The 26260-nt window shown below is 62.3% G+C and carries 26 protein-coding genes; 13 read left to right on the forward strand and 13 right to left on the reverse strand.

Annotated features, from left to right (window positions below):
- Positions 1-60 precede the first annotated feature (60 nt).
- Together JOE60_RS17910 and JOE60_RS17915 are read left to right on the forward strand one after the other, a co-directional pair.
- Positions 61-366, forward strand: coding sequence for a PqqD family protein (locus JOE60_RS17910; protein ID WP_204814965.1), 306 nt, complete (start codon positions 61-63; stop codon positions 364-366).
- A gap of 128 nt (positions 367-494) precedes the next feature.
- Positions 495-2039 carry a tyrosine-protein kinase domain-containing protein gene (locus JOE60_RS17915; RefSeq protein ID WP_167268013.1) on the forward strand — a complete coding sequence of 515 codons (1545 nt, stop codon included), beginning with the start codon at positions 495-497 and terminating at the stop codon, positions 2037-2039.
- On the opposite strand, the gene JOE60_RS17920 is transcribed toward JOE60_RS17915, so the two are convergent.
- The 3 genes from JOE60_RS17920 to JOE60_RS17930 all read right to left on the reverse strand — a co-directional run bounded on the left by JOE60_RS17920 (position 2036) and on the right by JOE60_RS17930 (position 4748).
- Positions 2036-2734: a DUF305 domain-containing protein gene (locus tag JOE60_RS17920; protein WP_239528906.1), complete on the reverse strand. Its 699-nt coding sequence runs from the start codon at positions 2732-2734 to the stop codon at positions 2036-2038. The genes JOE60_RS17915 and JOE60_RS17920 overlap by 4 nt on opposite strands.
- Positions 2735-2817: 83 nt before the next feature.
- Complete coding sequence (locus tag JOE60_RS17925; RefSeq protein ID WP_167268015.1) at positions 2818-3210, reverse strand: hypothetical protein; 393 nt, start codon at positions 3208-3210, stop codon at positions 2818-2820.
- A 53-nt stretch (positions 3211-3263) separates the two neighbouring features.
- On the reverse strand, positions 3264-4748 hold the full coding sequence (locus tag JOE60_RS17930; protein WP_239528907.1) for a sugar transferase: 1485 nt from the start codon (positions 4746-4748) through the stop codon (positions 3264-3266).
- Between the two features lie 176 nt (positions 4749-4924).
- Between JOE60_RS17930 and JOE60_RS17935 the strand changes: the two genes are divergently transcribed.
- Positions 4925-5611 carry a hypothetical protein gene (locus JOE60_RS17935; protein ID WP_167268018.1) on the forward strand — a complete coding sequence of 229 codons (687 nt, stop codon included), beginning with the start codon at positions 4925-4927 and terminating at the stop codon, positions 5609-5611.
- Between the two features lie 75 nt (positions 5612-5686).
- Positions 5687-6739 (forward strand): LCP family protein, encoded by a 1053-nt coding sequence (locus JOE60_RS17940; protein WP_167268020.1) that lies wholly within the window; start codon positions 5687-5689, stop codon positions 6737-6739.
- 76 nt (positions 6740-6815) lie between these two features.
- Here JOE60_RS17940 and JOE60_RS17945 read toward each other — a convergent pair whose 3' ends face one another.
- The 6 genes from JOE60_RS17945 to JOE60_RS17970 form a co-directional block, all read right to left on the reverse strand.
- Entirely contained in the window at positions 6816-7367 is a 552-nt protein-coding gene (locus JOE60_RS17945; protein WP_167268022.1) for an Ig-like domain-containing protein, read from the reverse strand.
- Between the two features lie 119 nt (positions 7368-7486).
- Positions 7487-8752, reverse strand: coding sequence for a hypothetical protein (locus JOE60_RS17950; RefSeq protein ID WP_204814966.1), 1266 nt, complete (start codon positions 8750-8752; stop codon positions 7487-7489).
- A 125-nt stretch (positions 8753-8877) separates the two neighbouring features.
- Positions 8878-9534, reverse strand: a complete 657-nt coding sequence (locus JOE60_RS17955) for a GntR family transcriptional regulator (protein WP_167268024.1) — start codon at positions 9532-9534, stop codon at positions 8878-8880.
- 115 nt (positions 9535-9649) lie between these two features.
- On the reverse strand, positions 9650-10669 hold the full coding sequence (locus tag JOE60_RS17960; protein ID WP_167268026.1) for a transketolase family protein: 1020 nt from the start codon (positions 10667-10669) through the stop codon (positions 9650-9652).
- Positions 10669-11568 carry a transketolase gene (locus tag JOE60_RS17965; RefSeq protein WP_167268028.1) on the reverse strand — a complete coding sequence of 300 codons (900 nt, stop codon included), beginning with the start codon at positions 11566-11568 and terminating at the stop codon, positions 10669-10671. Before JOE60_RS17965 ends, JOE60_RS17960 begins: the two co-directional genes overlap by 1 nt.
- 66 nt (positions 11569-11634) lie before the next feature.
- Positions 11635-12972, reverse strand: coding sequence for an MFS transporter (locus JOE60_RS17970; RefSeq protein WP_167268030.1), 1338 nt, complete (start codon positions 12970-12972; stop codon positions 11635-11637).
- Positions 12973-13178: 206 nt separating this feature from the next.
- Here JOE60_RS17970 and JOE60_RS17975 point away from each other — a divergent pair, with 206 nt between their 5' ends.
- From JOE60_RS17975 to JOE60_RS17990, 4 genes are read left to right on the forward strand one after another with little or no spacing between them, the layout of a single operon-like run.
- Positions 13179-14021: a sugar phosphate isomerase/epimerase family protein gene (locus tag JOE60_RS17975; RefSeq protein WP_167268414.1), complete on the forward strand. Its 843-nt coding sequence runs from the start codon at positions 13179-13181 to the stop codon at positions 14019-14021.
- A 22-nt stretch (positions 14022-14043) separates the two neighbouring features.
- Positions 14044-14817 carry an SDR family NAD(P)-dependent oxidoreductase gene (locus JOE60_RS17980; RefSeq protein WP_167268032.1) on the forward strand — a complete coding sequence of 258 codons (774 nt, stop codon included), beginning with the start codon at positions 14044-14046 and terminating at the stop codon, positions 14815-14817.
- A gap of 39 nt (positions 14818-14856) precedes the next feature.
- Positions 14857-16599, forward strand: coding sequence for a dihydroxyacetone kinase family protein (locus JOE60_RS17985; RefSeq protein WP_167268034.1), 1743 nt, complete (start codon positions 14857-14859; stop codon positions 16597-16599).
- A gap of 9 nt (positions 16600-16608) precedes the next feature.
- Positions 16609-17067: a ribose-5-phosphate isomerase gene (locus JOE60_RS17990; RefSeq protein WP_167268036.1), complete on the forward strand. Its 459-nt coding sequence runs from the start codon at positions 16609-16611 to the stop codon at positions 17065-17067.
- Between the two features lie 69 nt (positions 17068-17136).
- Here the strand turns inward: JOE60_RS17990 and JOE60_RS17995 are convergent, their stop codons facing one another.
- Both JOE60_RS17995 and dnaB read right to left on the reverse strand, forming a co-directional pair.
- Positions 17137-17862: a hypothetical protein gene (locus JOE60_RS17995; RefSeq protein ID WP_167268038.1), complete on the reverse strand. Its 726-nt coding sequence runs from the start codon at positions 17860-17862 to the stop codon at positions 17137-17139.
- Positions 17863-17956: 94 nt separating this feature from the next.
- The gene (gene dnaB, locus JOE60_RS18000) at positions 17957-19342 is read right to left on the reverse strand and encodes a replicative DNA helicase (RefSeq protein WP_167268417.1); all 1386 of its coding nucleotides are present in this window, start codon (positions 19340-19342) and stop codon (positions 17957-17959) included.
- Positions 19343-19922: 580 nt separating this feature from the next.
- Between dnaB and JOE60_RS18005 the strand changes: the two genes are divergently transcribed.
- Both JOE60_RS18005 and JOE60_RS18010 read left to right on the forward strand, forming a co-directional pair.
- A complete protein-coding gene (locus JOE60_RS18005) occupies positions 19923-20402 on the forward strand; it encodes a hypothetical protein (protein WP_167268040.1) in 480 nt (159 codons plus the stop codon).
- 7 nt (positions 20403-20409) lie between these two features.
- Positions 20410-20985 (forward strand): hypothetical protein, encoded by a 576-nt coding sequence (locus JOE60_RS18010; RefSeq protein ID WP_167268042.1) that lies wholly within the window; start codon positions 20410-20412, stop codon positions 20983-20985.
- Between the two features lie 29 nt (positions 20986-21014).
- Here JOE60_RS18010 and JOE60_RS18015 read toward each other — a convergent pair whose 3' ends face one another.
- Together JOE60_RS18015 and JOE60_RS18020 are read right to left on the reverse strand one after the other, a co-directional pair.
- Positions 21015-21641: an FMN reductase gene (locus tag JOE60_RS18015; RefSeq protein ID WP_167268043.1), complete on the reverse strand. Its 627-nt coding sequence runs from the start codon at positions 21639-21641 to the stop codon at positions 21015-21017.
- A 90-nt stretch (positions 21642-21731) separates the two neighbouring features.
- A complete protein-coding gene (locus tag JOE60_RS18020) occupies positions 21732-22697 on the reverse strand; it encodes an alpha/beta hydrolase (RefSeq protein WP_167268046.1) in 966 nt (321 codons plus the stop codon).
- Between the two features lie 577 nt (positions 22698-23274).
- Here JOE60_RS18020 and JOE60_RS18025 point away from each other — a divergent pair.
- From JOE60_RS18025 to JOE60_RS18035, 3 genes are all read left to right on the forward strand, one after another.
- Complete coding sequence (locus JOE60_RS18025; protein WP_167268049.1) at positions 23275-24231, forward strand: hypothetical protein; 957 nt, start codon at positions 23275-23277, stop codon at positions 24229-24231.
- Positions 24232-24411: 180 nt separating this feature from the next.
- Positions 24412-24918: an RNA polymerase sigma factor gene (locus JOE60_RS18030; RefSeq protein ID WP_167268051.1), complete on the forward strand. Its 507-nt coding sequence runs from the start codon at positions 24412-24414 to the stop codon at positions 24916-24918.
- Between the two features lie 2 nt (positions 24919-24920).
- The gene (locus tag JOE60_RS18035) at positions 24921-25799 is read left to right on the forward strand and encodes a hypothetical protein (RefSeq protein ID WP_167268053.1); all 879 of its coding nucleotides are present in this window, start codon (positions 24921-24923) and stop codon (positions 25797-25799) included.
- The last annotated feature ends 461 nt before the right edge of the window (positions 25800-26260 follow it).

The raw sequence follows: 26260 nt of genomic DNA on the forward strand, positions 1-26260 counted from the left end.
CACCAACGTCCGCCGGATGCGAGAAACAGGTAGAAGCACAGTGAAGCAGGTAGAAGCGCAGTGAAGCAGTTCTGGTACAAGGCGCCGGCCATAGCGGAGGCGCCGGGACGGGGGGAAACGCGGGTGGCCCTCCTCAATCTGCAGGGAGGTTCTCCGTTGGTTCTTCTGGGCTCGGGCGCCGTCATCTGGGATCTTATCGACGGTTCCAAGACCCAGGCCGACCTCTTCCACGAGCTTTCCGCACTGTTTCCAGGTGTTGAACCGCAGGCCATGGAGGAGCACCTGGGCAATTTCCTGGGTGAGCTCTCCCGGCACCGCCTGGCAGTGGCCAGGCCGGCGCCCGCTGCGTCCCGGGACGCTACGTAGAGAAGTGCACAAAGGATCCTCAGTGCTGACGGACTTTAAGGAAACTGGCACTACAAGTCGTGTAACAGTACGCACCTTGCCGCATCGAGAGGATCACACAATTGCTGCAGGACGAAGAACCTCGCGGGATGTCAGGGAATGACCTCCTTTCCGCAGTCCGCTCACATTGGATCGGGATCCTGGCCATCACCGTAGTGTCCATCGGCGGATCCTTGGGCTGGTACGCCCTCCAACCCAAGGTGTATGCGGCTGAGTCAACCGGGATAGTGGTGGCCACCGGCGCCGAGAATCTCGGCCTTTCCCTGGCAGGCGATACCTTGGCCAAGTCGAAAGCCAAGAGCTACCAGTCGGTGGGTGAATCCATTAAAGTGGCTGACCGCGTTGTGGAGAAGCTCTCCCTGAAAGCATCAGCCCAGGACCTCGCGGGAACCATCACCCTCAGCGTCCCGCTGGATTCAGTGGAGATACGGATCAGCGCGCGGTCCTCCGATCCGCAAACCGCCCAGGATGTCGCCAACGCCTGGGTGGACGCGCTGGCGGCCCAGGTCTACGAGCTTGACAAGGAAAACGCCGGGTCAGCCTCGGAACCGGTCACCAAAATTGTCCCGCTGGCCAAAGCCGGCCTCCCCTCCGCCCCGGTGTCCCCGCTGCTCACAGCCACCTTGGGCATTGGCCTGGCAGCGGGCCTGCTCCTCGGCCTGGGCTACGCGCTGGCGCGCAACCACTTTGACCGCCGGATCCGCGCCGCGGCCGAAATTGAGCGACTGTTTGGCCTCGCAGTGGTGGGCACGCTGCCCACCGACAAGCGGCTGAGTGAGAAGTCCAGCGTCCTGGAGGATACTGCCGGGTCCAGCAAAGTTCCCGGCGGCCACGCCATGGCCGAGGCCCTCCGTGAGCTCCGCACCAACCTGACCTTCATCGACGTCGACAATCCACCCCGCATCCTGCTGATCACCAGCTCGCTTCCTTCCGAGGGGAAAAGCACGGTGACCAGCAACCTCGCCGCCACCATCGCCGCATCCGGCAGGGACGTCATTGTGGTGGACGCTGATCTGCGCCGGCCAACCGTGCACAAGGTGTTCGGCCTTATCCCGGACGTTGGTGTCACCGATGTCCTCACCGGACGGGCCACCATTGATGATGTGCTCCAGGTGTGGGGACCCAATCCCCGGCTCAGCCTGCTGACGGCGGGCCGCATCCCTCCCAACCCGTCGGAGTTGCTGGGCTCGCGGGCCATGGGGCAGCTGCTCAAGGACCTTTCCCAACGGGCCATCGTCCTCATTGATGCGCCGCCCCTCCTACCGGTCACGGACGCTGCGGTGTTGTCGCGGGTGGCAGATGGAACCTTGGTGGTAGCCAGGGCGCACAAAACAACCCGGGACACGTTGTTCCGGGCGCTGAGCAACCTCACCCGGGTCCGGGGACGGGTCCTGGGTGTCATCCTCAACTGCGTCGCCACCAAGGGACAAGCAGGCCACAATTATGGGTACTACGGGGACTACGGAAGCGTCACTGACACGCATGAGCCGGCCGTGGCAGCCCCACAGGTTCCAAGCAGGCAGATTTCGGCAATATCGGCCACGGATGCCGCTGCGACAGCCCAGACCTGGAGGCCACCCGGCCACGGCAAAGGCCGACGTTCCGCCCCCGGCCGTTCCCCGTCTGCCGGCTAAAGCGCGGCCAGCAGATCCTTCATGTGCACTATCTCGGCTTCCTGGGAAGTCACGATGTCCTGACCCAGCTTGATGGCATCGGAGTTGAGGCCGTTGCTCGTTTCTGTTCTAGCCATCGTCACGGCGCCCTGGTGGTGGGCGATCATTTGAGTGAGATACAGTTTCGCCGCTTCGGCACCTTGGGCAGCATCAAGCTTCCTGAGGTCGTCGTCGCCCATCATTCCGTCCATGCTGTGGCCGGCGCCCATGGTGGCGGATTCATTCCAGCTTTCCAGCCAGCCTGCCATGGTCTGGATTTCCGGGGCCTGGGCAGCTTTGATGCTGGTGGCGAGCTCCGTCACCTCCGTGGGGATGTCCTTTTTCTGCAGCACCTTTTCGCTCATGTCAACGGCCTGTTCGTGGTGCGGGATCATTGCCTGGGCAAACATGGTGTCGGCGGCGTTGTGCCCTGACTCGGCAGACGGGGTGTTACCGGGCATCATCCCCGAATTGCCGTGATCCATGCCCGGCATCGAACTGCCGGCCGTGGCGGAGCTGGAGGTGGCAGAGGGCGCAGTGCCCGTGGCGCATCCGGCCAGGGCCAGTGCTGCAGACACAACGGCTGCGGAAAGAGCAGGCAGCTTTCTATTCATCATGGTTTTAGGGTCCTTCAAGGTATCGGTGGGCGCGCAGGCGCCGTCTGGGAAATTTGTCATTGGTGAAGCGTCGGAACGGCCCGGACGGGCGGTTACTCCGACCGGAGTCGGCGCTGGTCAGTTCACGGCGCGGAAACGGGCCTTTACGTCCGACTGGTGCCGAGATCGCCCGGCGATGGACCGATTGCAAGAACGGCCGTGATCATGCTGGTACTGCTCAGCGTTTCCACGAAACCTGATCGGGTGCTGATCCAACTGCCGGGCAGTGGTGCGGCCAAGGTAACGGAGTTCACGGACGGGGTGCAGCCACCGGTCATGGCCTGGCTGCTGAAGCAATTGTTCGACTCCGGGCAGCCATGGCCGGGCGTTGGGTGGTGCGCGGCGCCGGCCACGGCTTCCACAGTGGGTGCGTGATGCGCGTGGCCGGTCGTCATGACGTGCATGCCGAAAATCCCGGCGATAAGTGCCAGTACGGCTCCCACGAGTCCTGCCCGACAAAGGAAGGAGGACCTGTAAATATGCTTCTGTGGGCTCATGACGGTCCTCCTCCCTTCCACGGCGCTTTTGCACAAAAAAAGCTGCCGTGGCGTCAGTACGCGCCGTCTTTTCCGGTCACGGCCCTGAACGTCCTCAACAGGTAGATCAGGTCCTGCACCATGGACCAGTTTTCCACGTAGTAAAGGTCCAGGCGGATCGAGTCATCCCAGGAGAGGTCGCTGCGGCCACTGACTTGCCACGGACCCGTCAATCCGGGCTTCACCATCAACCGGCGGTGGGCATAGTCGTCGTAGGCTTCAACTTCCACGGGCAACGGCGGTCGGGGGCCCACCAGGCTCATATCGCCGCGGAGGACGTTGATCAGCTGGGGCAGTTCATCAATGGAGTAGCGGCGGATGAACTTCCCAATGCGGGTGACCCGGGGATCATCCTTGAGCTTGAAAAGGACCCCGTTGCCGTCATCCGTACCCTTGAGCCTGGCCAGCTGCTCCTCGGCATCCACCACCATGGACCGGAATTTCAGCATGTTGAAGACCTCACCGGAGCGACCAATACGGATCTGCCTGAAGATCACGTCTCCCCTGCTGTCCAGCCGGATCATCAACGCCACAATGCACATGGGAATGGCCAACAGCAGGAGCAAAGCGGCGGATGTGCCCACGTCAAAGGCACGTTTTGCCAGGGCTTTGGGGCCCTCCATCTTGGGAGTTGTCACATGGACCAGCGGCAGTCCGGCCAAGGGCTGCACATGGATTCGCGGGCCCGCGATGTCGGTGAGGGCTGGCGCCATGAACATGCCGATCTCACGTGAGGTCAGCGCCCAGCCGAGTTGGCGGAGGGTTGGCGGATCCACATCCGCGCCGTTGGAGATGGCAACGGTGTCGGCGTCGGCTGCTTCCACGGCGTCGAGTATTCCGCTGAGGTTCCGCCCACTGCCTATCACCGGGAGCGGGAGGGACCGGGAGGATTCGGGCCCAGCTGCAGGTGTGGTCAGGAAAGCTGCAACCGGCCGGTAGCCGGCGGCAGGGTGGGTTCCCAACTGCCGTGCCAAATGGGCAACGCTTTGGGTGCCACCAATCACCAATACCCGCCGGACGTGCAGGCCAAGTTTTCGACGGCGGATCAGGTCCTTCCGCACGACGAAACGCCCCAGCAGCAAGCTGCCAATTCCCAAAGGCAAAGCAACAGCTACATATCCCCTGGCGGTATCCAGTTGGAATACGTAGGAAATGATGGCCATGGCACCGAACAGCCACAGGGATGACGTGGTGACCCGCCTGTATTCCTCCGAGCCGTGGCCCAGAATGCGCTGTTCACGGGTTCCCGCTACTCCCAGCGTCAGCCACCACAGGACATCGATGACCACACTGACCAAGGGATACGGAGTCTGCACGGAGCCGATGCCCAAGGAGGGCCGCTCCAGGCCGAAACGCAGGAGTTCGGCAAAGGCGACTGCCCATGTGATGCAGAAAAAGTCCACCAGCATGATCCGGCCGGGACCCTCGGGGTTTTCTTTTTCCCTGCGCTGGGGTGAAATTTCAGTCGCTTTTTGAACGGGACGATTGTTCAATTCCAACCGAAAATCCCCTTAGGCTACGTTGAATTAGAGAGAAATGCGGAGAATATCCGCCCTACCAATTATGAAAGCCAAGGGAACGCATACCTGGTCAACCGGTCATCAAGTACCAGCCCCACTGATGCGCCTGCGAACCAACCACTGAGCCGCCCCCGGGAGGGCACTAGCTTGATGGGGTGCCAGCACTCCGCGCGACTCTCCCCAGCCCCCTCGGCGATGAACCTCTGGTGGACTTCATTCACCGGAACCCCGTGCTGGCCCATGCTGTGGCGTGGGAGTGGCAGAAGGATGACGTCTCCACCCGCCCCGGCGACATCCATACCTCGTGGTCTTCATTCAGCCAGCGGGATCCGGAGGAAACTGCCCAGTGGGTAGCACTGGATGCATTCGCCGATGATTTGGTTCCGCTCCCCCTGAAAGTCCGGACAATATTTGCCCATGGCAAGCGCTGCATTGTTCTGGGGAAATTGAATGCGGCGCAGCATGCGGCGTTATCAGCTGAAGGTGCTGTTGCCGTGCTGGAAGAAGACCTTACGGCAGCCGAAATCCCCCGCAGGATTGAAAGAGTTGTCACCAGCACCCCGGAGCGTCCCCGGCAAGGGAAGGGAGTGGGCACAGCCCTTACGGACAGGGAAATCCAGATTCTGGAACTGTACGCCCGCCGGCGTGCGCTGACAGCGTCCACCCTTGCAGCCGCCCTGGGGTTGCACACCACCACCGTCCGCGGGCATCTGGCCCGTGGACGCAAGAAGCTAGCCGCTGCCGGCCTCCGCTGCGGCTCCCGTGGAGAGCTGGCTTTGGCTCTCCAGGAGATCGGTTACAGCCACACGGACGCTCAATGGTCCGCCATCGGCCGTTGGTAGCGCGGAGTCCGTTGGTAGCGCGGAGTCCGGCGGTAACCAGGAGGCTCCCACCAACTAGCCATACGGAGCGCGCCCATGACCATGACCACGTCGGCACCAGGCCCGGAACAGCAGAGTCCACCCAGGAAAAGGCGCACAGGACGTTACGTACTCGTGGGTGCGGGCGTTCTGGTGGTTCTTGCAACCCTGGCCGCCACCATCTTCCTGTGGACCCTCTACAGCTCCTTTGACACCCGGAGCCACAAACTCCAGGACGTCTTTCCGGATGAATCGGGCCGGCCAACCCAGGCTGTGTCACCTGACGGCAGCAGCGCCATGAACGTTTTGATCGTGGGCAGCGACAGCCGCGGGGCAACCAAGGACGAGGCGGAGTCCGGCGAGGCTTCCGATCAACGCTCGGACACCATGATGCTGGTTCATGTGCCTGCCGACCGCCGGAAGATGTATGCCGTCTCCATCATGAGGGACCTCTGGGTTCCCATTCCTGGCCACGGAAACGCCAAGATCAACGCAGCTCTGGCGTACGGGGGTGTCCCGCTCATGGTCCAGACAGTGGAAGGGTTCCTGAACCAGCGGATCGACCACGTGGTCTTCATCGACTTTGACGGCTTCAAAGGCCTGACCGATGCGGTGGGCGGTGTGGACGTTGACGTACCTGTGGCTTTCACTCCCTCTTGGTCCGGAGGCTCGAACATCACCTTCCCGGAAGGCCCCATGCACATGGACGGCGAGGCGGCGTTCTGGTTTGTGCACGAACGCTACGCCTTCCCGGACGGGGACTTTCAGCGCACCAAGAACCAGCAGCTGTATTTCCAAGCCCTGACGCGGAAGATCCTCAGCCAGGAAGTCCTCACCAACCCCTTCACGGTCAGCAAGCTGGTGGCGGACTTTTCGCCCTATCTCTCAGTGGACGCCCAACTGACGCCCGGAGCAATAGCCTCGATCGCCGTCGAGCTCCGCGATGTCCGACCCGGTGATCTGGTGACCTTCACCCTTCCCACGAACGGGACGGGATGGTCGGACGACGGGCAGTCAATCGTTGCCCCGGATCAGGACGCCGTCAACGCGTTGTCCAAGGCCATGACGGACGGAACCATGGCCCAATACCCACTCGGAACCGGACACTAGAAGCAGAAAAGGCCCCCGGACCGGCCTTGCCGCCCATGAGGGGTGGAGACCGGGCCAGGGGCCCAGGAAAATGCTTCTAGTCGGAATCGGTGAGCGTCACGTTGACCACGGTGACCGTGGTGGTCCCGTTGTACGTCACCGTGATGGTCATGGTGGCGTAGCTGGGGCGCTCGGAGGAGCTCAGGTTCTGCGTGCTGACCGCGAAGTACGCCTTGCCACTCGCGTCCGTGACCGTGGTGGCCATGGGGTGGGGATCGCTTTCCGGTCCGCCGTTATCCGGTGCCGGGAAGACGTAAACACCCAGGACATCGCCGTCTTCGTTCTGACCCGAGGTGGTCACAGTCACTGTGGCTCCGGAAACCGGGTTGCCACTGGCGTCCTTGACCGTCACCGGGAAGTCGTACGCCCGCTGGTCCAGATCGGTTTCGTCGCTTCCGTAGTGGTGGTCGCCCTTCCAGGACGAGATGTTGTACCCGGCGTCGGGTGTCACAACAATCGGGTCCGGGGACACGGCGTGCGCCGGAGTTGCCGCCGCAACGGCCACCAGCGGCACGCTCCACGCTGCACCGATCATCACCTTGCGGCGGTCAATGCTCTTACTCTTAACCTCGCCTTGATCTAAGGCCATTCTTTGCTCCTTCAAATGAGCCTGCGCGCTTGCAGACCCGGAAATCTATGGTGGAATGTGATGCACACGGAATGTAGCAGTTTGCCGAAATTGCCCTCAACACTGAGATGTCGTGAAAATTACCACTGAGACTGCTTATCCGGCATGCTAGCTCCTGCGCATTTCGGCTCATTTTTTATGGACAATTGATCCGCTGGAGACCGGGCAATCAATCCGCGAAACCGCATCTGCTCCAGAATTTCCAGCAATTTCTCCTGGTATCCGGCGGGAAGCCCTATGGTGGGGAGGATCCGCTGGGCGATTCCTTCGATGTCGCAGGGCGTCGCCAAGGCGGCCCAGACGGCTGGAGCCACCCCGCCCAACCGAACAACGCCCTGGTCGGTGAGGGCCACCAGTTCCGTTCCCTGCCGCTCCGGAAGTACCACCTCGACGGCGTCGATCACCCTGGCGCGCTGGATGGCGCCGGACTCCGAAGAAGCTTGCCGCGGGAGGCTTTCCTTCCCCGGAGCGGTGACCACTTTCCACGCCCGCGGAGCCGGTGGGCGATTCATAAGGTGCGGCAGAACAGCCCGCAGATCCTCCGCTTCGCGGTAGGTGACACGGACAGCCCCGCCTGCTGAATCCAAGGTTCCGCAGAGCCTTTCAAGAGGATTGCGGACGGCTGCCAAGGAGGACATCTGTGGAGCCAGTTCGAGGATGGCCTCCGGGAGGGTCAGCGGAGTGATCACCGGCGTAGCCGCCTCATGGTTCCGGTCCAGCAAGACCACCGCCGCCAACTGCGGCGCGACGGGCGTTGCCTTCAGCCCGAGGTCATCGGGGCCCATCTGCATCTTGGGAGCGGGATGTTCAGCTGCAATAACGGACAGCGGTTTGGGGTAGGGAAGGATCCGGTTGGATTCGTTGAGCGCCACAGTCTCATCCGTGACGTACCCAAAGCCGGTGCCCAAAAGCCGGGTTGCCGTCGTCTTGCCCATGCCGGACCGTCCCACCAGCGCCACCGTTCGGCCCGTCCCGTCGACGGCCAAGCCAGCGGCGTGGAGCATCAGCAAGCTCCCTTTACCCGCAGCGACACCGGCCAGAGTCACCGTGCTGGTGAGTGTTGATGCGAAGTCCGCGAACGTTTGGCCGGCCACAAAAGTGGTGGCCGCAGCGGTGGAAACCCTGGCCCGGTACGGAATGTGGTGCGGGTGGTCAGAAGCGGCGGTCCACTCCAGATGCGGGCTGAGTGGGATATCCGGGGAGGTATCCAGGCACCGGGACCACGCACGGCGCAAAGTCTCCCGGTCCCCTGGAGTGACTCCGGCGTCAAAACGCACAGCTACCTGGCTGCCCAGGACACCCAACCGGAGTTCGCCCACGCCGGAATTCTCTGCTTTTTCTTCCACTGACACCAGCTCCTATGAATATCCGGATTCTCCAGACATCGAATTTACTCGCTATAGGCGCTCATGCGGGGGGATGAAAAGAATTGCATCCAATACTCGTAGTACAAACTGACTGAATTAAGGACTCAGCCCACCAGATTCTCTGCGGCACCATTCATGTGCTCAATGATGGTTTCACGCGCTTTCGCTGCATTGCCGGTTTCAATAGCCGCCACAATGTCGTGATGGCGTCCCACGCTCATGTTCCGCGTGGCACGTTCCAGGCCGGCAAACATGATGGACATGCGGATGGATCCTTCCAGCGACTCCCAGGAGTGCAGCAGAGTCTCGTTGCCGGACAAGCGGCACAGTGTGCGGTGGAATTCCAAGTCCGCCTCAATCCGGTCCTCCAAGGAGGATTTAGAGGCCTTGTCCATGGCATCGACGGCGGCACGCAGCTCTGCGAGCGCGGCTTCTTTGTTGGCCATGTCGCTCAGGGTCCTGGCCGCCAGGGACTCCAGTACGCCGCGGACGGCAAAGATGTCCCGGATTTCCTTCACGTCCAGGTGGCGCACGGACATCCTGCCACGGGCACCGGCGGAGATCAGGCCTTCCTGCTCCAGTTGGCGCAGGGCTTCGCGGAGGGTTCCGCGGCTGATTTGGAGCATCTCGGACAGTTCGGTTTCCACAAGATGCTTGCCCGGTTCCAGCTCCCCGCTGGTGATGGCAGTACGGAGGGCGGCCAGCGCCTGTTCGCGCAGGCTCTTCTTTTCCAGTCCCAGCAACGTGGCGGTGGCGGCCATGGCGTGTCCTTAGCTTCTACGGGCGACTGCTGACAGTCCGGTGTTAACAGTCGATACTACGGGCAGCGGCGCGGGACAGACAGGGAATGCCCATACCCGCGCCGCCAGCGCGTATCTAGCCGAGTTCGGCCAGGACCTTGGCCACAATCCTGTCGACGGACAGTCCGTAGCGTTCGTGCAGCGTTGGCAGCGCACCGGCGTCGAGGAACTGGTCCGGCAGTCCGATGGGAACCACGCGCTTGCCCAGGCCGGCGGTAACGACGGCGGAGGCAACAGTTTCGAACAGGCCGCCAACAACGGTGTGGTTCTCCAATGTGACGGCCAGCCGATCCGTGTTCAGTTCAGCGAGGACGGTCTCCGAATCGAACGGCTTGATGGTGGGGGTGTGAACCACGGCAACGTCCACGTTGTGTTTGGCCAGGGCGTCCGCCGCCTGGAGTGCCCGCATGGTCATGAGGCCCGAGGATACGAAGACAACATCGTTGCCGCCGCGAAGGACCTTGGCTTTGCCGAGCTCAAAGGTGTAGCCGTATTCATCCAGGACCGTGGGCACGTTGCCGCGAAGCAAGCGCAGGTACGTGGGACCGTCGGAGGCTGCAAGCTGCGGCACTGCCTGCTCGATGTCCACGGAATCGCAGGGATCCACGATTGTCAGGTTGGGCATGCCGCGGAAAATCGCCATATCTTCGGTGGCCTGGTGGCTGGGACCGTACCCGGTGGTGAGGCCGGGGAGTCCGCCAATGATGTTGACGTTGAGGTTTGGCTCGGCGATGTCCAGGCACAGGAAGTCGTAGGCGCGGCGAGCGGCGAACACAGAATACGTGGACGCGAAGGGGATCAGCCCGGTCTCGGCCATGCCCGCTGCTGCACCGAAAAGGAGCTGCTCGGCCATGCCCATCTGGAAGAACCGGTCCGGGAACGCCTTGGCAAAGATGTGCATGTCCGTGTATTTGCCCAGATCGGCGGTGAGGCCAACAATGCGGGAATCGGCTTCGGCGGCTTTGACCAGCGCATGGCCGAAAGGGGCGGAGGCGGTCTTCTGGCCGGGATCGGCGAAGGACGCAATCATTGCCGAGGTCTTGAGTTTCGGCTTCACGGCAGCTGTGGTGCTGGGGGCTTCGGTGGTGGCGCTCATCAGGCAGCCTTCCCTTCGTATCCTGCAGTCAGCTGCTCACGGCAGATCTGCCACTCGTTTTCTTCGATCCGCATGAAGTGCGCCTTCTCGCGGTTTTCCAGCAGCGGCACTCCCCGCCCCACTTTGGTGTCGCACAGAATCACGGCCGGCTGGCCTACTGGCGCCGCGACGGCGGCGATGTTGTCGAACGCAGCCAGCAACGCACCGACGTCGTTCCCGTCCACCCGCTGGGTGTACCAACCGAACGATTCCCACTTTTCGGTGACCGGCTCGGTCCGCAGAACGGTGTTGGTGGCACCGTCAGCCTGGAGGGCATTGATGTCCACCATGGCAATCAGGTTGCCCAATTGGTGGTGGTGCGCACCCATGGCAGCCTCCCACGTGGAACCTTCGTCAAGCTCGCCGTCGGACAGGAAGTTGATCACCCGGTTGGGCAGGCCCTGGGCCCGAAGTCCCAGCGCCATGCCCACGGCGATGGTGAGTCCGTGGCCCAGTGAGCCTCCGGAGATTTCCATGCCCGGGGTGTAGGTGGACATACCTGACATGGGAAGCCGGGAATCGTCGGAGCCGTAGGTCTCCAGCTCATCAACAGGCACGATGCCGGCTTCGGCCAAGGCTGAGTAGTGACCGATTGCGTAGTGGCCGGTGGAGAGCAGGAACCGGTCGCGGCCTTCCCAGTGCGGGTCATCAGCGCGGAACGTCAACTGGTCGGCATAAACGGCGGCGAGCATGTCCGCGGCGCCAAGAGCCTGGCCAACGTAGCCCTGTCCCTGGACTTCGCCCATGTTCAAGGCGTGGTGGCGCATGCGGTACGCGGCGGCCCGGATGCGCCCCACCCGTTGGGGTGTGGGTTGGGTGGGAATGGCAGTGGTTTGCGGCTCGGTGGATGAGAGAGTCACGTGGAATGTCCTTCCGGAGTCGGGCGCGTACCGCGGGGGTCTACGCGCCCGACGTCGATTGGTGCTTTAGGCGTTGACCGTGTGCGGAGTTGTGCTGGCGGCTTCCTCGGCGAGCTCACGCTCGCGCTTGCCCCAAGTTTCCTTGGTGATGAGCGCGGCCCACAGGCCGATGGCTGCGTAGACGCTGAAGAGCAGTGCCGGACCCATCCACCCCATGCTGACGAAGAGCAAGGTGGTGATGAACGGGGTGAAGCCGGAGACCATGGCGGAGATCTGGTAGGCCAATGAAGCACCTGAGGAACGGGTCTTGGCTTGGAAGAGTTCCGGGAACCAGGCACCCTGTGCGCCGGCCAGGGAGTTCTGGCAGACGGCGTAGGCGATCACGATCGTGGCAATGATCAGGAAGAACAAGCCGGTGTTGACCAGCATGAACATGGGGATTCCGAAGAGCACGGCGAACGCTGTGGACCAGATGTAGACGGGGCGGCGGCCCACCTTATCCGTCAGCTTGCCCCAGAAGTAGGTGGCAAAGATGCCAATGCCGGCGGCGACACAGAGCGCCACCAGGGTCTCGGTTTTGTCCGCCAGCTTGTTGGTGTGGAGGTAGGAAATCATGTACGTGACGGACACTGCGTAGCCTGCTGTTTCAGCGATGCGCAGGCCGATGCCGCGGACAATGTTGCGCCAGTCCGTCTTGATGACCTCCACGATGGGGGATTTGACGATGTCGCCCTTGGATTTGACGTCCTCGAATACCGGGGATTCCGGAACCTTGGAACGGATGATCAGGCCTACGGCCACCAGGACAATACTGGCCAGGAACGGTACGCGCCAGGCCCATTCGGAGCCCAGGCCCACGCTGCTCAGGAACACCAGGTTGGCCAGGAGCAGCCCCACTGGGAAGCCGGCCTGCACGATTCCGGTGAACTGACCCTTCTTGCGCCATGGTGCGTGCTCGTAGCTCATCAGGATGGCGCCACCCCATTCGGCGCCGAAGGCGAGGCCTTGGATCACGCGGACCAGTACCAACAGCGCTGGGGCCAAGAGACCCACTTGCTGGTAGGTGGGGAGCAGGCCGATTGCGAAGGTGGCCAGGCCCATGAGGATCAGCGAGGCCACCAGGACGGGCTTGCGTCCGAGCTTGTCGCCGAGGTGGCCGCCAATGATGCCACCCAGGGGACGGGCAGCGAAGCCGACGCCGAGGGTCGCGAAGGAGGCCAAGGTGCCTGTCACCGGGTCAGCACCCGGGAAGAACGCCGTGCCGAAGTACAGTGCGGCGGCCGTGCCGAAGCCGATGAAGTCGTAAGTTTCGATCACTGCGCCAACGCCGGAGCCGACGGCGACGCGCTTTGCATCCTTGGTTCCATGAACCGGACCACGCATGGTCAGAGCTTCATTGCTCATCTGTCTTTTTCCCTTTCGAAGAGTGCGGTGCTTCTTCGGCAACCTCACTGTCGACAGTCAACATAATACGACAACTGTGACGCAGCGCACCAGCAATGTCAACAGTCAACTCTGAAGGTTGACTGTTGACAGTTAACGCATCTAAAGTGGCTTGCATCACTAAGAAGCCCTCACCGATGAGGCTTCGACGTAGAGGATCAATGACGATGTTTCATCAACGACTGGGCTGTTCGTCCATCACCTTCCGCCACCAGGAACTGGGTGCGGCACTCCACACCATGCAGGGGCTCGGCTTCGAGGAGATCGATCTGGGCGCGCTTCCGGGCGTCTGCGATCATGTGCCGTACGTGCTTGACGCGGGGGCAGTGAAGGCGGTTGCCGCCGTCGTGCGTGAATCGGGCCTGCGCGTCCGTTCGGTGAACGGCGACATCGGCGACCTCAATAACCCGCTCGACGCCGGCGCCCAAGAAGCGCGCGACCGGCACCTTGGGATGCTGCTGTCCCTCGCAGCAGAGACCGGCGCGAAAGCCCTTGTCCTGCCGTGCGGGGCGATCGACCACGAACCCGTGCGCGGCCTCAACGAGGACATTGACTTGGTTGCAGCGCAGCTCATCCACGCCGCGGAACGCGCTGCGGAGTTTGGTGTTGAACTGTGGACTGAATCCCTGCACTTCTACCGGCTGTGTTGGAACGCCGAACGCGCCCAACTCCTGGCCGACCGGCTGACTGGCTCGGAGGTTGGCCTGGTGATGGACTTCAGCCACATCGTGGCCTCCGGAGGGGACCCCGTGGACTTCGTTGACCGCTTCGCATCACGGGTCAAGCACGTCCACCTCCGCGATGCCAAGCCTGCCTCCGGGGACCAGCCGGGAAACATCAACCTCAGCATCGGTAACGGAGCCGCCAACTTTGCCGCAGGGTTGGCGGCGTTGGGAGGCGCCGGTTACTCCGGCCACTTCTCGCTGGAACTCGAAACCCGGGACGTCACCCACGACGAGCGCCCGGCCGCTGCCGCCAAGGCAGCCAGCTTCATCACAGACCTCATCTAACAACCACCACCCAAGGAGCACCATGACCACCATCCAGCGCACCGCCGTCCTCACCGGAGCTACCTCCGATCGCGGCATCGGCCTGACCACCGCCCGCCGCTACGCCAACCAGGGCTGGGGCATCGTCATTCTTGACCTCGACGGCGAAAAGTCCGCCAAGGTTGCTGCGGAGATCGCCAACGAATTCAACGTCCCCGCCTTCGGCTATGAAATCGACGTCGCCAATGAAGCGTCCGTCATCGCTGCCCAGGCCGCCGTTGCAGCAGAAGTTGCCGCCGGGAACCTCCCTGCCGTAGGCGCACTGGCCAACATTGCCGGCATCACCTCTCCCGTCCCGTTCCTGGAAACCACGCTGGACCTTTGGCACAAAGTGATGGACGTTAACGCCACCGGAACCTATTTGGTCACCAAGGCCTTCCTGCCGGACATGATCGCGAACGGCTGGGGCCGCATCGTCAACATGTCATCGGTCTCAGCGCAGCGGGGCGGCGGCGTTTTTGGCAAGGTTCCCTACTCCGCAGCCAAGGCCGCCATCCTGGGCTTCACCAAGGCACTCGCGCGGGAAATCGGTGAGACCGGCGTGACCGTCAACGCCATCACCCCCGGTGCAGTGGACACGAACATCCGCGTCGGCAGCACCGATGAGCAGGAAGCCGCCATCAACGCCGGCATCCCGTTGGGCCGGAACGCCACCACGGAGGAAGTAGCCGCCGTCATCACGTTCCTCTCCTCGGAAGACTCCGCGTACCTCACCGGAACCACCATCGACATTAATGGCGGCAGCCACATCCACTAAGCCCCTCCCCCAGTCCGAAATCCAGAACCAGGACCCACCATGACCAGAATCTTCAACGATCCCGCCGACTTCGCCGACGAAGCCCTCGCTGGCTTCTGCGATGCCCACTCGGACCTCGTCCGGCAGGTTTCGGGTGGTGCGGTACGCCGCGGCCGTCCTTCAGCGCCCAAGGTTGCCGTCATCACCGGCGGCGGCTCCGGGCACTACCCTGCCTTCGCCGGCATCATCGGTCCGGGATTCGCCGACGGCGCCGTGGTGGGAAACATCTTCACCTCGCCTTCCGCCCAGCAGGCTTACTCGGTGGCGAAGGCAGCCAATTCCGGAGCGGGAGTGGTGTTCACTTACGGGAACTACGCCGGCGACGTGATGAATTTCGGCATGGCGACCGAACGCCTGAACGCCGAGGGTATCCCCACCCACAACGTTCTGGTGACCGATGACATAGCCAGCGCATCACTCGACGAAGTTGAGAAGCGCCGCGGCATCGCCGGGGACTTCGTGGTCTTCAAAGTCATGGGTGCCGCCGCCGAGGCCGGCCTGGATCTGGACTCCGTGGTTCGTGTGGGACGCAAGGCGAATGAGCTGACGCGGACCATTGGCACGGCCTTCAGCGGCTGTACCTTCCCCGGTGCCGATCAGCCGCTGTTCCACCTTCCCGAGGGTCAGATGGGCCTGGGGCTTGGTATCCACGGCGAACCTGGACTGTTCGACACAGAGCTGCCGTCCGCCGTCGAGCTTGGCCGGGAACTGGTGCGACGCGTGCTGGCCGAGACACCTTCTTCCACGTCGAAGCGGCTGGCCGTGATCCTCAACGGCCTGGGGTCCACCAAGCACGAGGAACTGTTTGTCCTGTGGCGCACCGTGGCTCCGCTGCTGCGTGAGGCCGGGCACACGCTGGTAATGCCCGAAGTGGGCGAGCTGGTCACGTCTTTGGACATGGCGGGCGCATCCCTGACCTTGACGTGGTTGGATGACGAGCTTGAGCAGTACTGGACTGCTCCAGCGCTGACACCTGCGTACCGTCGCGGTGCGGTGGGATTCGATGCCGCTTCACCTGACACTGCGGAAGCTGAGTTGGACGGCGTTGCCGCTACGGACTACTCCTCAACAGCCGAGTCCCGCGATTACGCCGCCCAGTGCCTTCGAGCCTTGGACACGACGGCCGCGCTGCTCCGCGATTCCGAATCAATCCTCGGGGACATGGACGCAATCGCCGGCGACGGCGATCACGGCCGTGGCATGGTCCGCGGATCAGCAGCCGCCCTGGAAGCAGCAACCGCGGCCCTGAAGCGTGGCGCAGGTGCCGGCTCGCTGCTGGCCGCTGCCGGAGATGCGTGGGCGGACAAGGCAGGAGGCACGTCGGGCGTCCTGTGGGGAGCCGGGTTGCGCGCCTTTGGCGAGCGGTTGGGAGACGCAGAAATCCCGACGCCGGATGGCCTCGCCGGGTCTGTTCGCGCTTTCGCGGACCGCATCGCGAGCCTTGGTAAGGCTGAGATCGGTGACAAAACCATGATGGATGCGTTGCTTCCGTTCGCGTCCTCGCTGGAGGACCGCGTTGCTTCGGGTGACGCGGCGGAGGACGCGTGGGCAGCTGCGGCGGCCGACGCTACCGCAGCCGCCACCTCCACCGCCGACCTTCGCCCACTGAAGGGCCGGGCCCGGCCGCTGGCCCGGAAGAGCCTTGGTACCCCGGATCCTGGGGCGACGTCGCTCGCGATGGTATTTGCCGCCGTCGGGCCTCACTTCACCACGCTTCCTGTCCCTGCAGCCACCACCCATTAGGAGAATTCCATGCGCATCATTGTGGGCGCCGACGAAGCCGGCGTGGATTACAAAGACCGGATCCTGGCGGACCTTGAAGCTGACGCCAGAATCACCGAAGTGATCGATATCGGCGTCAACCACGCAGACGAGGATTTCACCAGGCCCTATCCCTATGTGGGCATAACGGCTGGCGAAATGATCCGTGACGGCAAGGCCGATCGCGCCATCCTGTTCTGCGGGACAGGCATTGGAATGGCAATCGCGGCCAACAAGGTCCCGGGCATCCGTGCAACTGCGGCCCACGATTCCTTCTCCGTGGAGCGTTCCATCCTCTCCAATGATTGCCAAGTGTTGACCATGGGCCAGCGCGTGGTGGGTGTTGAGCTGGCCCGTCGGCTTGCCAGGGAGTGGGTGGGCTACGTTTTTGACCCTACGTCAGGTTCCGCAGCCAAGGTGAAGGTACTCAACGACTTCGAAGGCTGCTAGGACTGCAGGAACTGCAAGAGGCCGGGAGGGGCGCTGATTCGCGTCCCTCCCGGCCTCTGTGCTTGCCGACTACTTGATCAGGGCTGCTGCCTGGTCCAGCATGGCGCCGGCTGCTTCAGCGCCACCGGTCTGATCGCCGCTGCCGGAGGACGTGACGGAAATAAGGACTCCGTCCTTAATGGCAAGCGCACGGTAGATGGCCCCGCTGGATCCATCCACCAAGGACATGACTGTCTTATAGGCAACCGTGCCGGGAACGGACCCAACGCCGTCGATTGATTCAGTGGTGGTGGTGATGGCCTGGCCCTCAGAGGAGAAGGACACCTTCTTGCATTCCCCGGCCTCGGTTTTGCTCTTGTCCACGGCATCCTGCAGGACCTTCAGCTCCACACCCGACGTCAGGGTCAGATCACTGATGATGCCCGCTGTCTTCTTGCGTTCGGTGCCGGCCGTTGTGGAGCCTGAGATGGCCTGATTCACGCCGAGCATCCCCATGTCCTTGCAGTTGGCGGGATCGATGGTGGTTTTACCCAACGTCTTATCAAGGGTGTCATAGCGTGCAGCCAGCTCCTGACCCGTCAGCACGGCCGGGCTGCTTCCGTCCGATGCCTTGACCTGCTGTGCGATGGCAACCAGTTCCTGCTCGGTGTACTGCTTCACGGGCGTCGGAGTTGCTGAAGGAGTTTCAGGTGCTGAACTCGGCTCCGGCGTTGCGGCCGTGCCGCCGCCGCATGCAGTCAGTGCGGCAACCAAAATGGCAGTGGCCCCCAGGCCCAAAAGCGGATTCTTCTTCACAATTCCCCCAGCGTTCTTAAAGTGACACGTCCGCGATGGCGGACGACACCCAGACTACCCTCAGCTTGCTGACTATTTCGCCGCGCGTGGCGTGCTAGAACCCGCCGCCACCACCGGTTTCGCCGGCCATGTTGGCAAAGCGGGAGTAATGGCCCTGGAATGCCACCACGATGTCCTTGGTGGGACCGTTACGGTGCTTGGCAATGAGGATGTCAGCTTCGCCTGCGCGCGGTGACTCTTTGTCGTAGACGTCCTCACGGTGGAGGAGGATGACCATGTCGGCATCCTGCTCGATGGAGCCCGATTCACGGAGGTCGGACACCATGGGGCGCTTGTCCTGACGCTGCTCGGAACCACGGTTCAGCTGCGACAGCGCAATCACAGGAACCTGCAGTTCCTTGGCGAGCAGCTTGAGCGCACGCGAGAACTCGGAAACTTCCTGCTGACGGGATTCAACCTTCTTGCCGGAGCTCATGAGCTGGAGGTAGTCGAGGATCACCAGTTTGAGATCGTGCTGCTGCTTCAGGCGGCGGCATTTTGCCCGGATCTCCATGAGGGACATGTTGGGGCTGTCATCAATAAACAACGGAGCATCGTTCATGCGGCCCATGGTGGTGGCGATCTTGGACCATTGCTCGTCCTTGATGGTCCCCTTGCGGAGATCCTGCAGCCCGATGGTTGCTTCCGCGGAAAGGAGACGCATGGCAATTTCGTTCCGGCCCATTTCCAGGGAGAACATGACAGTGGCCAGATTGTTCTTGATGGCGGCAGAACGGGCAAAGTCCAGCGCGAAGGTGGACTTACCCACGGCAGGGCGGGCAGCGATAACAATCATCTGGCCCGGGTGGAGGCCGTGGGTCAATTCATCGAGTTCGTAGAATCCGGTGGGAACGCCGGTCATTCCTTCGCCACGGTGGCCCGACGCTTCGATCTCGTCCACCGTGGATTCCATGACGTCTTTCAACGCCACGTAATCCTCTGCCGTACGCTTCTCGGCCACGGCGTAGACCTCTGCCTGCGCCTGGTTGACAAGGTCCTCCACCTCGCCGTCCTGGCCGTAGCCCATCTGGACGATCTTGGTGCCCGCATTGACCAGACGGCGAAGGACAGCACGTTCAGCAACGATCTCTGCGTAGTAACCGGCATTGGCCGCCGTGGGAACAGTCTGGATGAGCTCGTGCAGGTAGGCGGGGCCGCCGATCCTGTTGATCTCGCCGCGCTTGGTCAGCTCATCCGACACCGTGACGGCATCGGCCGGCTCGCCGCGGCCGTAAAGGTCAATGATGGATTCGTAAATGGTCTCGTGCGCGGGGCGGTAGAAGTCATGCCCGCGGACAATTTCCACAACATCGGCAATGGCGTCCTTGGACAGCATCATGCCGCCCAGTACCGACTGCTCTGCGGGGATGTCCTGCGGAGGTTTCCGGCTCGAGTCCGAAGCGCGTGTGCCCTCGATTGAGTCCAAGTGCGTAACTGACAAGCCGTCCTCCATTTGTGTACCGCCCACGGGTGCTGCCTTGGGCGGTCCGTAAAGCCATTGCGCAGGCGCGGTTCCGCCTGCTCCCCCTGACTCTGCCAGCGGGGTGCGACAGAATAGCGTGTCCACAAGTTATCCACAGCCATGGGTCCAGGTCTGATGCGGCCTGGCCTGGCAGCGGCAGCCTGTGGGCTCCCATGGGGATCAATGCGCCCTTTGATGGACACCTCAGACACGTTACAGCAGGGGTCTGAACACGCCTGTGGATAACCTGTGGAGTACTGGCCCCACGTTGTGCACAGACTGTGCACTACTCTGTGGACAGAGAATTTCTTTTGCGGGAATCAAGGCTCTGACCTGCGAAAACGTTCTGAATCGTCTGTGGACTAAAGAAAACTTTCTGGGGAAATCATCCACAGCCCGCCGGCCAGAAGCGCCGCAAAGACCGGCGAAACCAGCCCATACATGCCCTAAAAGTGATACATCTCACAGCATCCCGCTTAATTTGACAGGCAACTCTCGGAAGCTTATGCCCGCTCAGGAATGTGCTGTGGATAACCAAGTTCTGGCATAAGCTCTAGGCATGGGGACAAACTCGGGCGACGTGCTGATCATTCTGCTTCCTCTGGCGATCCTTGTGGGCCTCATCTGGGCCCTGTCGGCAGCCTTCAAACCCAGGAACACGGGCATTTCCGACGCGGAGAGGTACCAGCAGGAATTGGCATCCCGATCCGCCGCGCACCAAGCGGCCCAGGTTCAAGAAGCCTTGGCTCTGAGAGCCCGGATCGAGGCGTCCACCAAACCCAGCCAAAACACGGCCAGCCAAACAGAGCAGGCCGCACAGAGGACTCCGTTTCAAGCGCAGACCGGCACGCCCCGAACATCGGGCTCGGCAGCGCAGCAACAGCCGGCAGTGCTCCCCAACGGGCAGTTGAACCCCCAATTGGCTTTTGAGTTGCAGAACCTGGTCCGCGGCGGCAAGAAGATTGAGGCCATCAAGCTGCTGCGCCAGGCAACCCACTCAGACCTGATGACCGCCAAGAACTATGTAGATCGGCTCTGAAACAACCATGGATTCAATCCTCATCCCGCTCCTGATCCTTGTTGTGGTCATAGCGGGTGTCCTTTTGCTGATCCGCTCCTACAGCAAGCGCAGCACCGAAACCAAGGCCGGAGCGGCCGCTGCCAATGCCCCCAAGGATCCAGTGGAGCTTGCCCGCGAGTCTGCCGCCAAGCTCAACCAGGAGCAGCACCGTCAGATTTACTCGCTCATTGCCCGCGGGCAGGGCATGGCAGCCATCAAGGTGTACTTGCAGGCCACGGGGGATGGCCTGCGCGCCTCGCGGGATGCGGTGGGCGCCTTGGCGGCGCACCCGCAACCGTTCACTCCCGAAGCCCCGGCCAAGGACCTGCTGGCTGATGACGACGATGAGCCAGAGCGCTTTCCGTACCGCTACCGCGCAATCGTCAGCAAGGGCGAGGTGACGCGGGAAGTCAGCAGCAACATGCTCAATGACGAGATCTACGGACGAATCCGGACACTGGCCAAAAGTGGCGACGCCGAGGGAGCAGCCATGGCGCTCACCCGGCACTCAGACATCACCATTAAGCAGGCCCGCGAGTTCATAGAACTCCTGGACGACTGACCGTTTTCCACCGGGGCGGGAAACGGGCCTTACCTGCCTGCCGAGATTCCAGCCAGGAGCTGCTCGAACGGCAAGGATTCCAACGGCTGTACCTTGCGGTTCGGCTGGGGGCCGCTCAGCAACTGCACGAGTTCACCCGCAGCACGGTCCACGCGGACCGAAAGCGGTGAGCCGCCGTCGTCGTTGCTTCCCCAATCCTGAGGCCCGGCGAAGACGCCCGTTGCCGCAATCCGGGTGCGGAGGTAGGTGAAGAGCGGCCGCATGGCGTAGTCGAGGACCATCTGGTGGCGGTCGGTGCCGCCCGTAGCGCCGAGCAGCACTGCTTTGCCGTCCAAGGATTTGGGGTCAAGGACATCGATGAAGGACTTGAACAGCCCGCTGTAGGAAGCGCTGAAGACCGGGCTGACGGCGATGATGGCGTCAGAATGCTCGACGCCGGCAATCACCTCGGCGAGGCGCGGTGCGGCGTAGCCGGTGACAAAGTTGTTGGCGATATCCACTGCCAGGTCGCGGAGTTCCACCACGTCAATGGTGGCCTCATAGCCTGCCGCACGCAGTTGCCGCTCGGCGGAGGCAGCCAACTGGTCGGCCAGCAGACGGCTGGACGACGGGACGCCGAGGCCGGCAGACAGAACGGTGATGCGGCGGGATTCCATGGCATTCTCCTGTAGTTCGATAATCCAGTTTACATGCGTATGCATCTAAATCAATGAACCGGATTACCCCCGCGCATATTCCCGGGGTGGTCAGCGGCCGCCGAGACCGGTCATGAAGGACGTCGTTTCGGCGGAGATCCGGGCCTGGGCCGCCTCGCGCGAAACCGTGGCGTCGCCGTCGCCCGGTTGCGGTCCGTAGCTGCCGAAGAACGCGTGGTTTCCACCCTCCACCGCGGTGAATGTGGCGTCCGCGGGAAGCAGGTCACGGGAAGCCTGGACCTTTTCCGGCGTGCTCAACCCATCCTTCGTTCCGGACAGGGACAGCACCTGGAGCCCTTGGCGGTCCCGCATCGAGTCCAGGGGGTAGGAGGCGTACAAGAGCAAACCGCGGACGTCACTGTTGGCCAATGCGAAGGAGCTCGCGCTGACGCCACCCAGGGAGTGGCCGCCCACGGCCCACGTTGTGACCTCAGGATGATCTGCCATGGCGCCGCGTGCCTGATTCCCATCCAGGAGGCTCAGGCCCAGCGGGATCTTGAGGATCACCACCAGAGTGCCGGACTCCGCCGCAGGCTTGAGGAGATCAGCGTAAGCGAGTGCCTCCACCCTGGCCCCCGGGTAGAACACCAGCCCCTGCTTTACTGCGCCGTCAGCGGGCTTCAGGGTGATGGCAGTGGCAGAGTCCTGGACCGTTACCGCGGCCGTTGCCGCTCCCGCTCCCGCTCCTTGATACGCGAACGGGTTCAGCCACGCGAGCGTGGCCACGAGGCCCAGAACGGCAAGCCGCCCCACCCAGGCAACCGCGGCGCGCAGACGCGTTCGACGACGACGCTCACCACGGAGGCGCCACAGCAGAATGCCCCACGCCAGACCCGCAAGGAGTGCGACTCCCAGCAGGATGGGCAGAAGGGGATGCCCACGCAGCACGGCCGGGCTCCCCAGGAGCATGACGGCCGGGACCAGAACCAGGGCCGCGGCGCAAAGCCAGGAGAACCAGTAGAGAACCGGGGGGTGCTTGGGTTCAGTGCCATGCGCCGGAGTCGCGGGGAGAGTCATGGATCAATAATAGTTCCATGATGGAGATAATTTCCATGCCGGGGTTTTCTGTCGCACTGGGCCTCCATAGCCGTAGGGGGAGATGCATCGATTGACCTGCTCCAGCGAGGCAATTAGTCTAGCGAAATGAATAACCTAAAGAAGACTTTGGCGTCCGCTGCAGTAGCTACTTCGATCCTGGTGGGCGGGGGGATTGCTCTGGCGGCTCCGGCCCAGGCCGCCAGCACCCACGTTTATTGGTTCGGAACGAAGCCGGCTTGCGATGCTGCCCTTAACAAAGCCCGTCCGGGGTTTGGTTCTTTCGTACGGCTGGTTCAAGGGTGTGTTCATAACGGTAACGGCTATGCCTATACCGTCGTCTGGCGCTAAGAAGCCTGCGAGCATGTCCATTGTGGGTATGGCCAGCTTGAAAGGCGGAAACCTCGGTAGTCCGGGGCCGTGTCGAGCGAAGCCCTTCTGACCAGCTCGCCCGAGGCAAAGATTCTTTGTGGGCTGTAACTATTCGTCCCTTCGTGGAAACAACATGTATGAGCAGGCCGATCTGCTCAGTCACTCCATGGGGGAAGGACCCAGACCAATGAAGTATCACCGATCCGGCTACGCCAAGACCGCGACTCTCGCATCGCTTGCGTTGGCACTGACACTCTCAGCCTGCACACCCCCAACGCCGCCGGCCAGTTCTTCCATCACCCAAGCAGCAGAAGCCAGGACCCAGCCCCCAGCCAAGGTGGCCGAGCCGACGCGGGTACTGCCAACGCTTGAGTCCAGTTCCGCCGAGGAAACAGGTGCTCCCATCCAGCCGGCGGTACCTTCGCCCGCCCATGAGGGCACGTATCCACGGCAGGATGCGGGCACGATGCCAGCAGTGGCGACCGTACCGGTCGCCGTTCCGCAGACAACTGCCACCGCGGCCCTTCCGCACACCACGCCACTCGCGCCGGAAGTTGTTCCGGTTTCCCCGGTGCTTCCTTCCACACCTCACACCTCACTTGGTGATCCGGTGACTGGCACGTACACCTTCCCTGACGGGCACATTTCGTTTGATCTACCGGCGGGCTGGAGCGCACAGATCGAGCAGGACGACTACAACGAAAATGCCGATAATCCCGGTGGCAGGGAGAACTCGTTGGCCGCCAATATCTTTGACGAAACCGGTGTCAAAGTTGCTCACATCACCAGCGGGGGTACTGGTGGGCTTGTAAGTGGGCCGGTCAACCGCACCATCCTCGACTCCCAGAAACTCAGCGCTTTCGACAGCCGTGATGGGGCCTCACACTTCGCGTTCGTGAGGGATGACTATCCCTTCCCTGAGTTTCCCGTCCGCTACTACATGGGGGTTGTGGCTGATTACTTCATGACAGAAGGTCCCGACAGCACCTCCGTGAACAGCTTCATGATCATGCCGAATGGGCTGGCTACCGCTGTAGCCCAGATCGACGCGTCCATGACGCCTGAAACCGCCGCGGCGTGGATGAAAACCGATCAATACGTCAAGCTTCGGGCACTTCTGACGAGTCTTCGCTACGCTGCCTGACACCTGGAACACAGATACCCGGCACGCTCATTGGGGGAGTTTGCCGGGTATCTCTGTCTTCCCGGAGGCAACCGGAACAGAAACCGAAACTTTTTCTCCGGTTGTGTAAGAAACGCCGATTCCCGGGACACTAAGTGGTTGACACATCACATCGCACCAGCCCGGGGGAACAGAACAAAGATGTTGGCTACCAGAGAGCAGGAACTGACTGCTCTTCACGCTGAACACTTCAGCCGCATCTACCAGTACATCGCGTACCGGATCAACGATCGCGAACGGGCCGAGGAACTCGCCAATGACGTTTTCCGGATCGTGTGGGAGAAACAACCGCCCGAGCCACCCGGCGTCGGATGGCTGATAGCTACAGCCAGGAATGTGATTGGCAATGAGTACAAAGGCCGGAGCCGCCGCGATCAGCTCCTGCAACGTCTGTCGGAAGAAGCCCGACTCCAGGCCGCCGCCACCAGCGACGATGAACAGCAAGCCAGCGTGGCGGAAATCCTGTCCAAACTCAAGGACCGCGACCGGGAAATCCTGATGCTCTCCTACTGGGATGACCTCACCACCGCGGAACTGGCGGAAAGCCTTGGATGTACGCCATCCGCTGCCGCGGTCAGGCTCCACCGGGCCCGTAAAGCCTTTGCGAAAGCCGCACCACAACACCTCATGACAGAACGGGAAGTCTAACCATGGACCGCATCGAACAACTCATGAAAAACGCCAAACCCCAAGTCCCCGAACCCCGCACCACCCCCGGTGTCCTGCCGGGCCGGTCCCATGTCTTCTCCGACGATCCCAACGTCATTTCCATGGCTGAGCGCAAATCCAGGCGGACCGGTTGGACGGCAACGGCGGGCGTTGTCGTGGCCGCCGCAGCAGTAGTCGGCGCAATCGTTGTCGCAGATAACCTGGCCCCACAATCGGCCCCGGCACCAGCCACTACCGACACCCCCACTGTCACGGCCACCCCCACTCCAACGCCCACCTCCTCGCCCACGGTTACTCCGTCCGCGACGGCCAGCCCCACACCAACAACCACGCCCACCGAAACCCCGGTGTGGAGTGCTCCGCCCACCCCAACCACGGCCAGCACCCCACCGGCGCCAACCACGGCACCGCAAACCAACGCGCCCGCCGGCCCAGCTGCTGGCGCATGCACCCCAGCCAACATCGATATCCGGCGGAACGACCAAGTCCGGGCGATCAAGCCCATCCCGGTCAATGAACAGCAGTACTACACCGTCCTAGGCTGCGCCGAAGGCTGGCTCGCTTATGCCATCTCAGATGAGGGCATCAGAGCCATCGGTCTCGACGGCGGCAACGCTTGGTACAACATAGCCACGCTCCAGGCCAACGGCCGGTATCTGACTGACTTCGGTCAAGTGTGGACCAGCGTTCACAACTGGGAGTTCCAAGGCTTCGCGGTCAAGAACGATCCAGACAAGAGGTTCGCCACAGCGCAAGAAGCCATGGACAACGAATTCGCCACTAACGGCATCCCCGTCCGCCTAAGGACCCAGCTTGTCGGCCCCGGTCCCGCGACCCCATCGGGAACCGGCACACCATGACCACCCTCGACCTGGAATCCGTTAACGCCAACTCTTTGGTGATCGGTGCTGTGTAACGGAGGCCGTCAGTCGAATCTGACGAAGGCTCTGACCGTTCCTCCTTGGAATTCTTCTTGGAGGCAGCAAATCGAAGCACCATAGGTGCGGGTGCTTCCTTGGTGGGGTGTTGTGCCCATCGCGTATGTCATGCGCACAACCTAGGGTTGGGGTTCGGGGGAAGTCAGGATTCCATATTGGGGGAGAGCATTCATGCGTAGGACGGGAGTGGGTTCATGGGGCCGGGGCTTCGGCTCTTTCGTGAGCGTTGTTGTTTTGACGGCCATCACCGCGACAGGGCTCACGGGGTGTCAGCTTGGCAGGTTCCAGAAAAGACCCGCTCCTGCGTATCCAGAAGTTCAATGGCGCGACCACCCACCCACAAATGAGCTTGAAAGCAACCTCTGGGTCGCGGCTGCGCGGAG

Source organism: Paenarthrobacter ilicis (genome assembly GCF_016907545.1).
Lineage (GTDB): Bacteria > Actinomycetota > Actinomycetes > Actinomycetales > Micrococcaceae > Arthrobacter > Arthrobacter ilicis.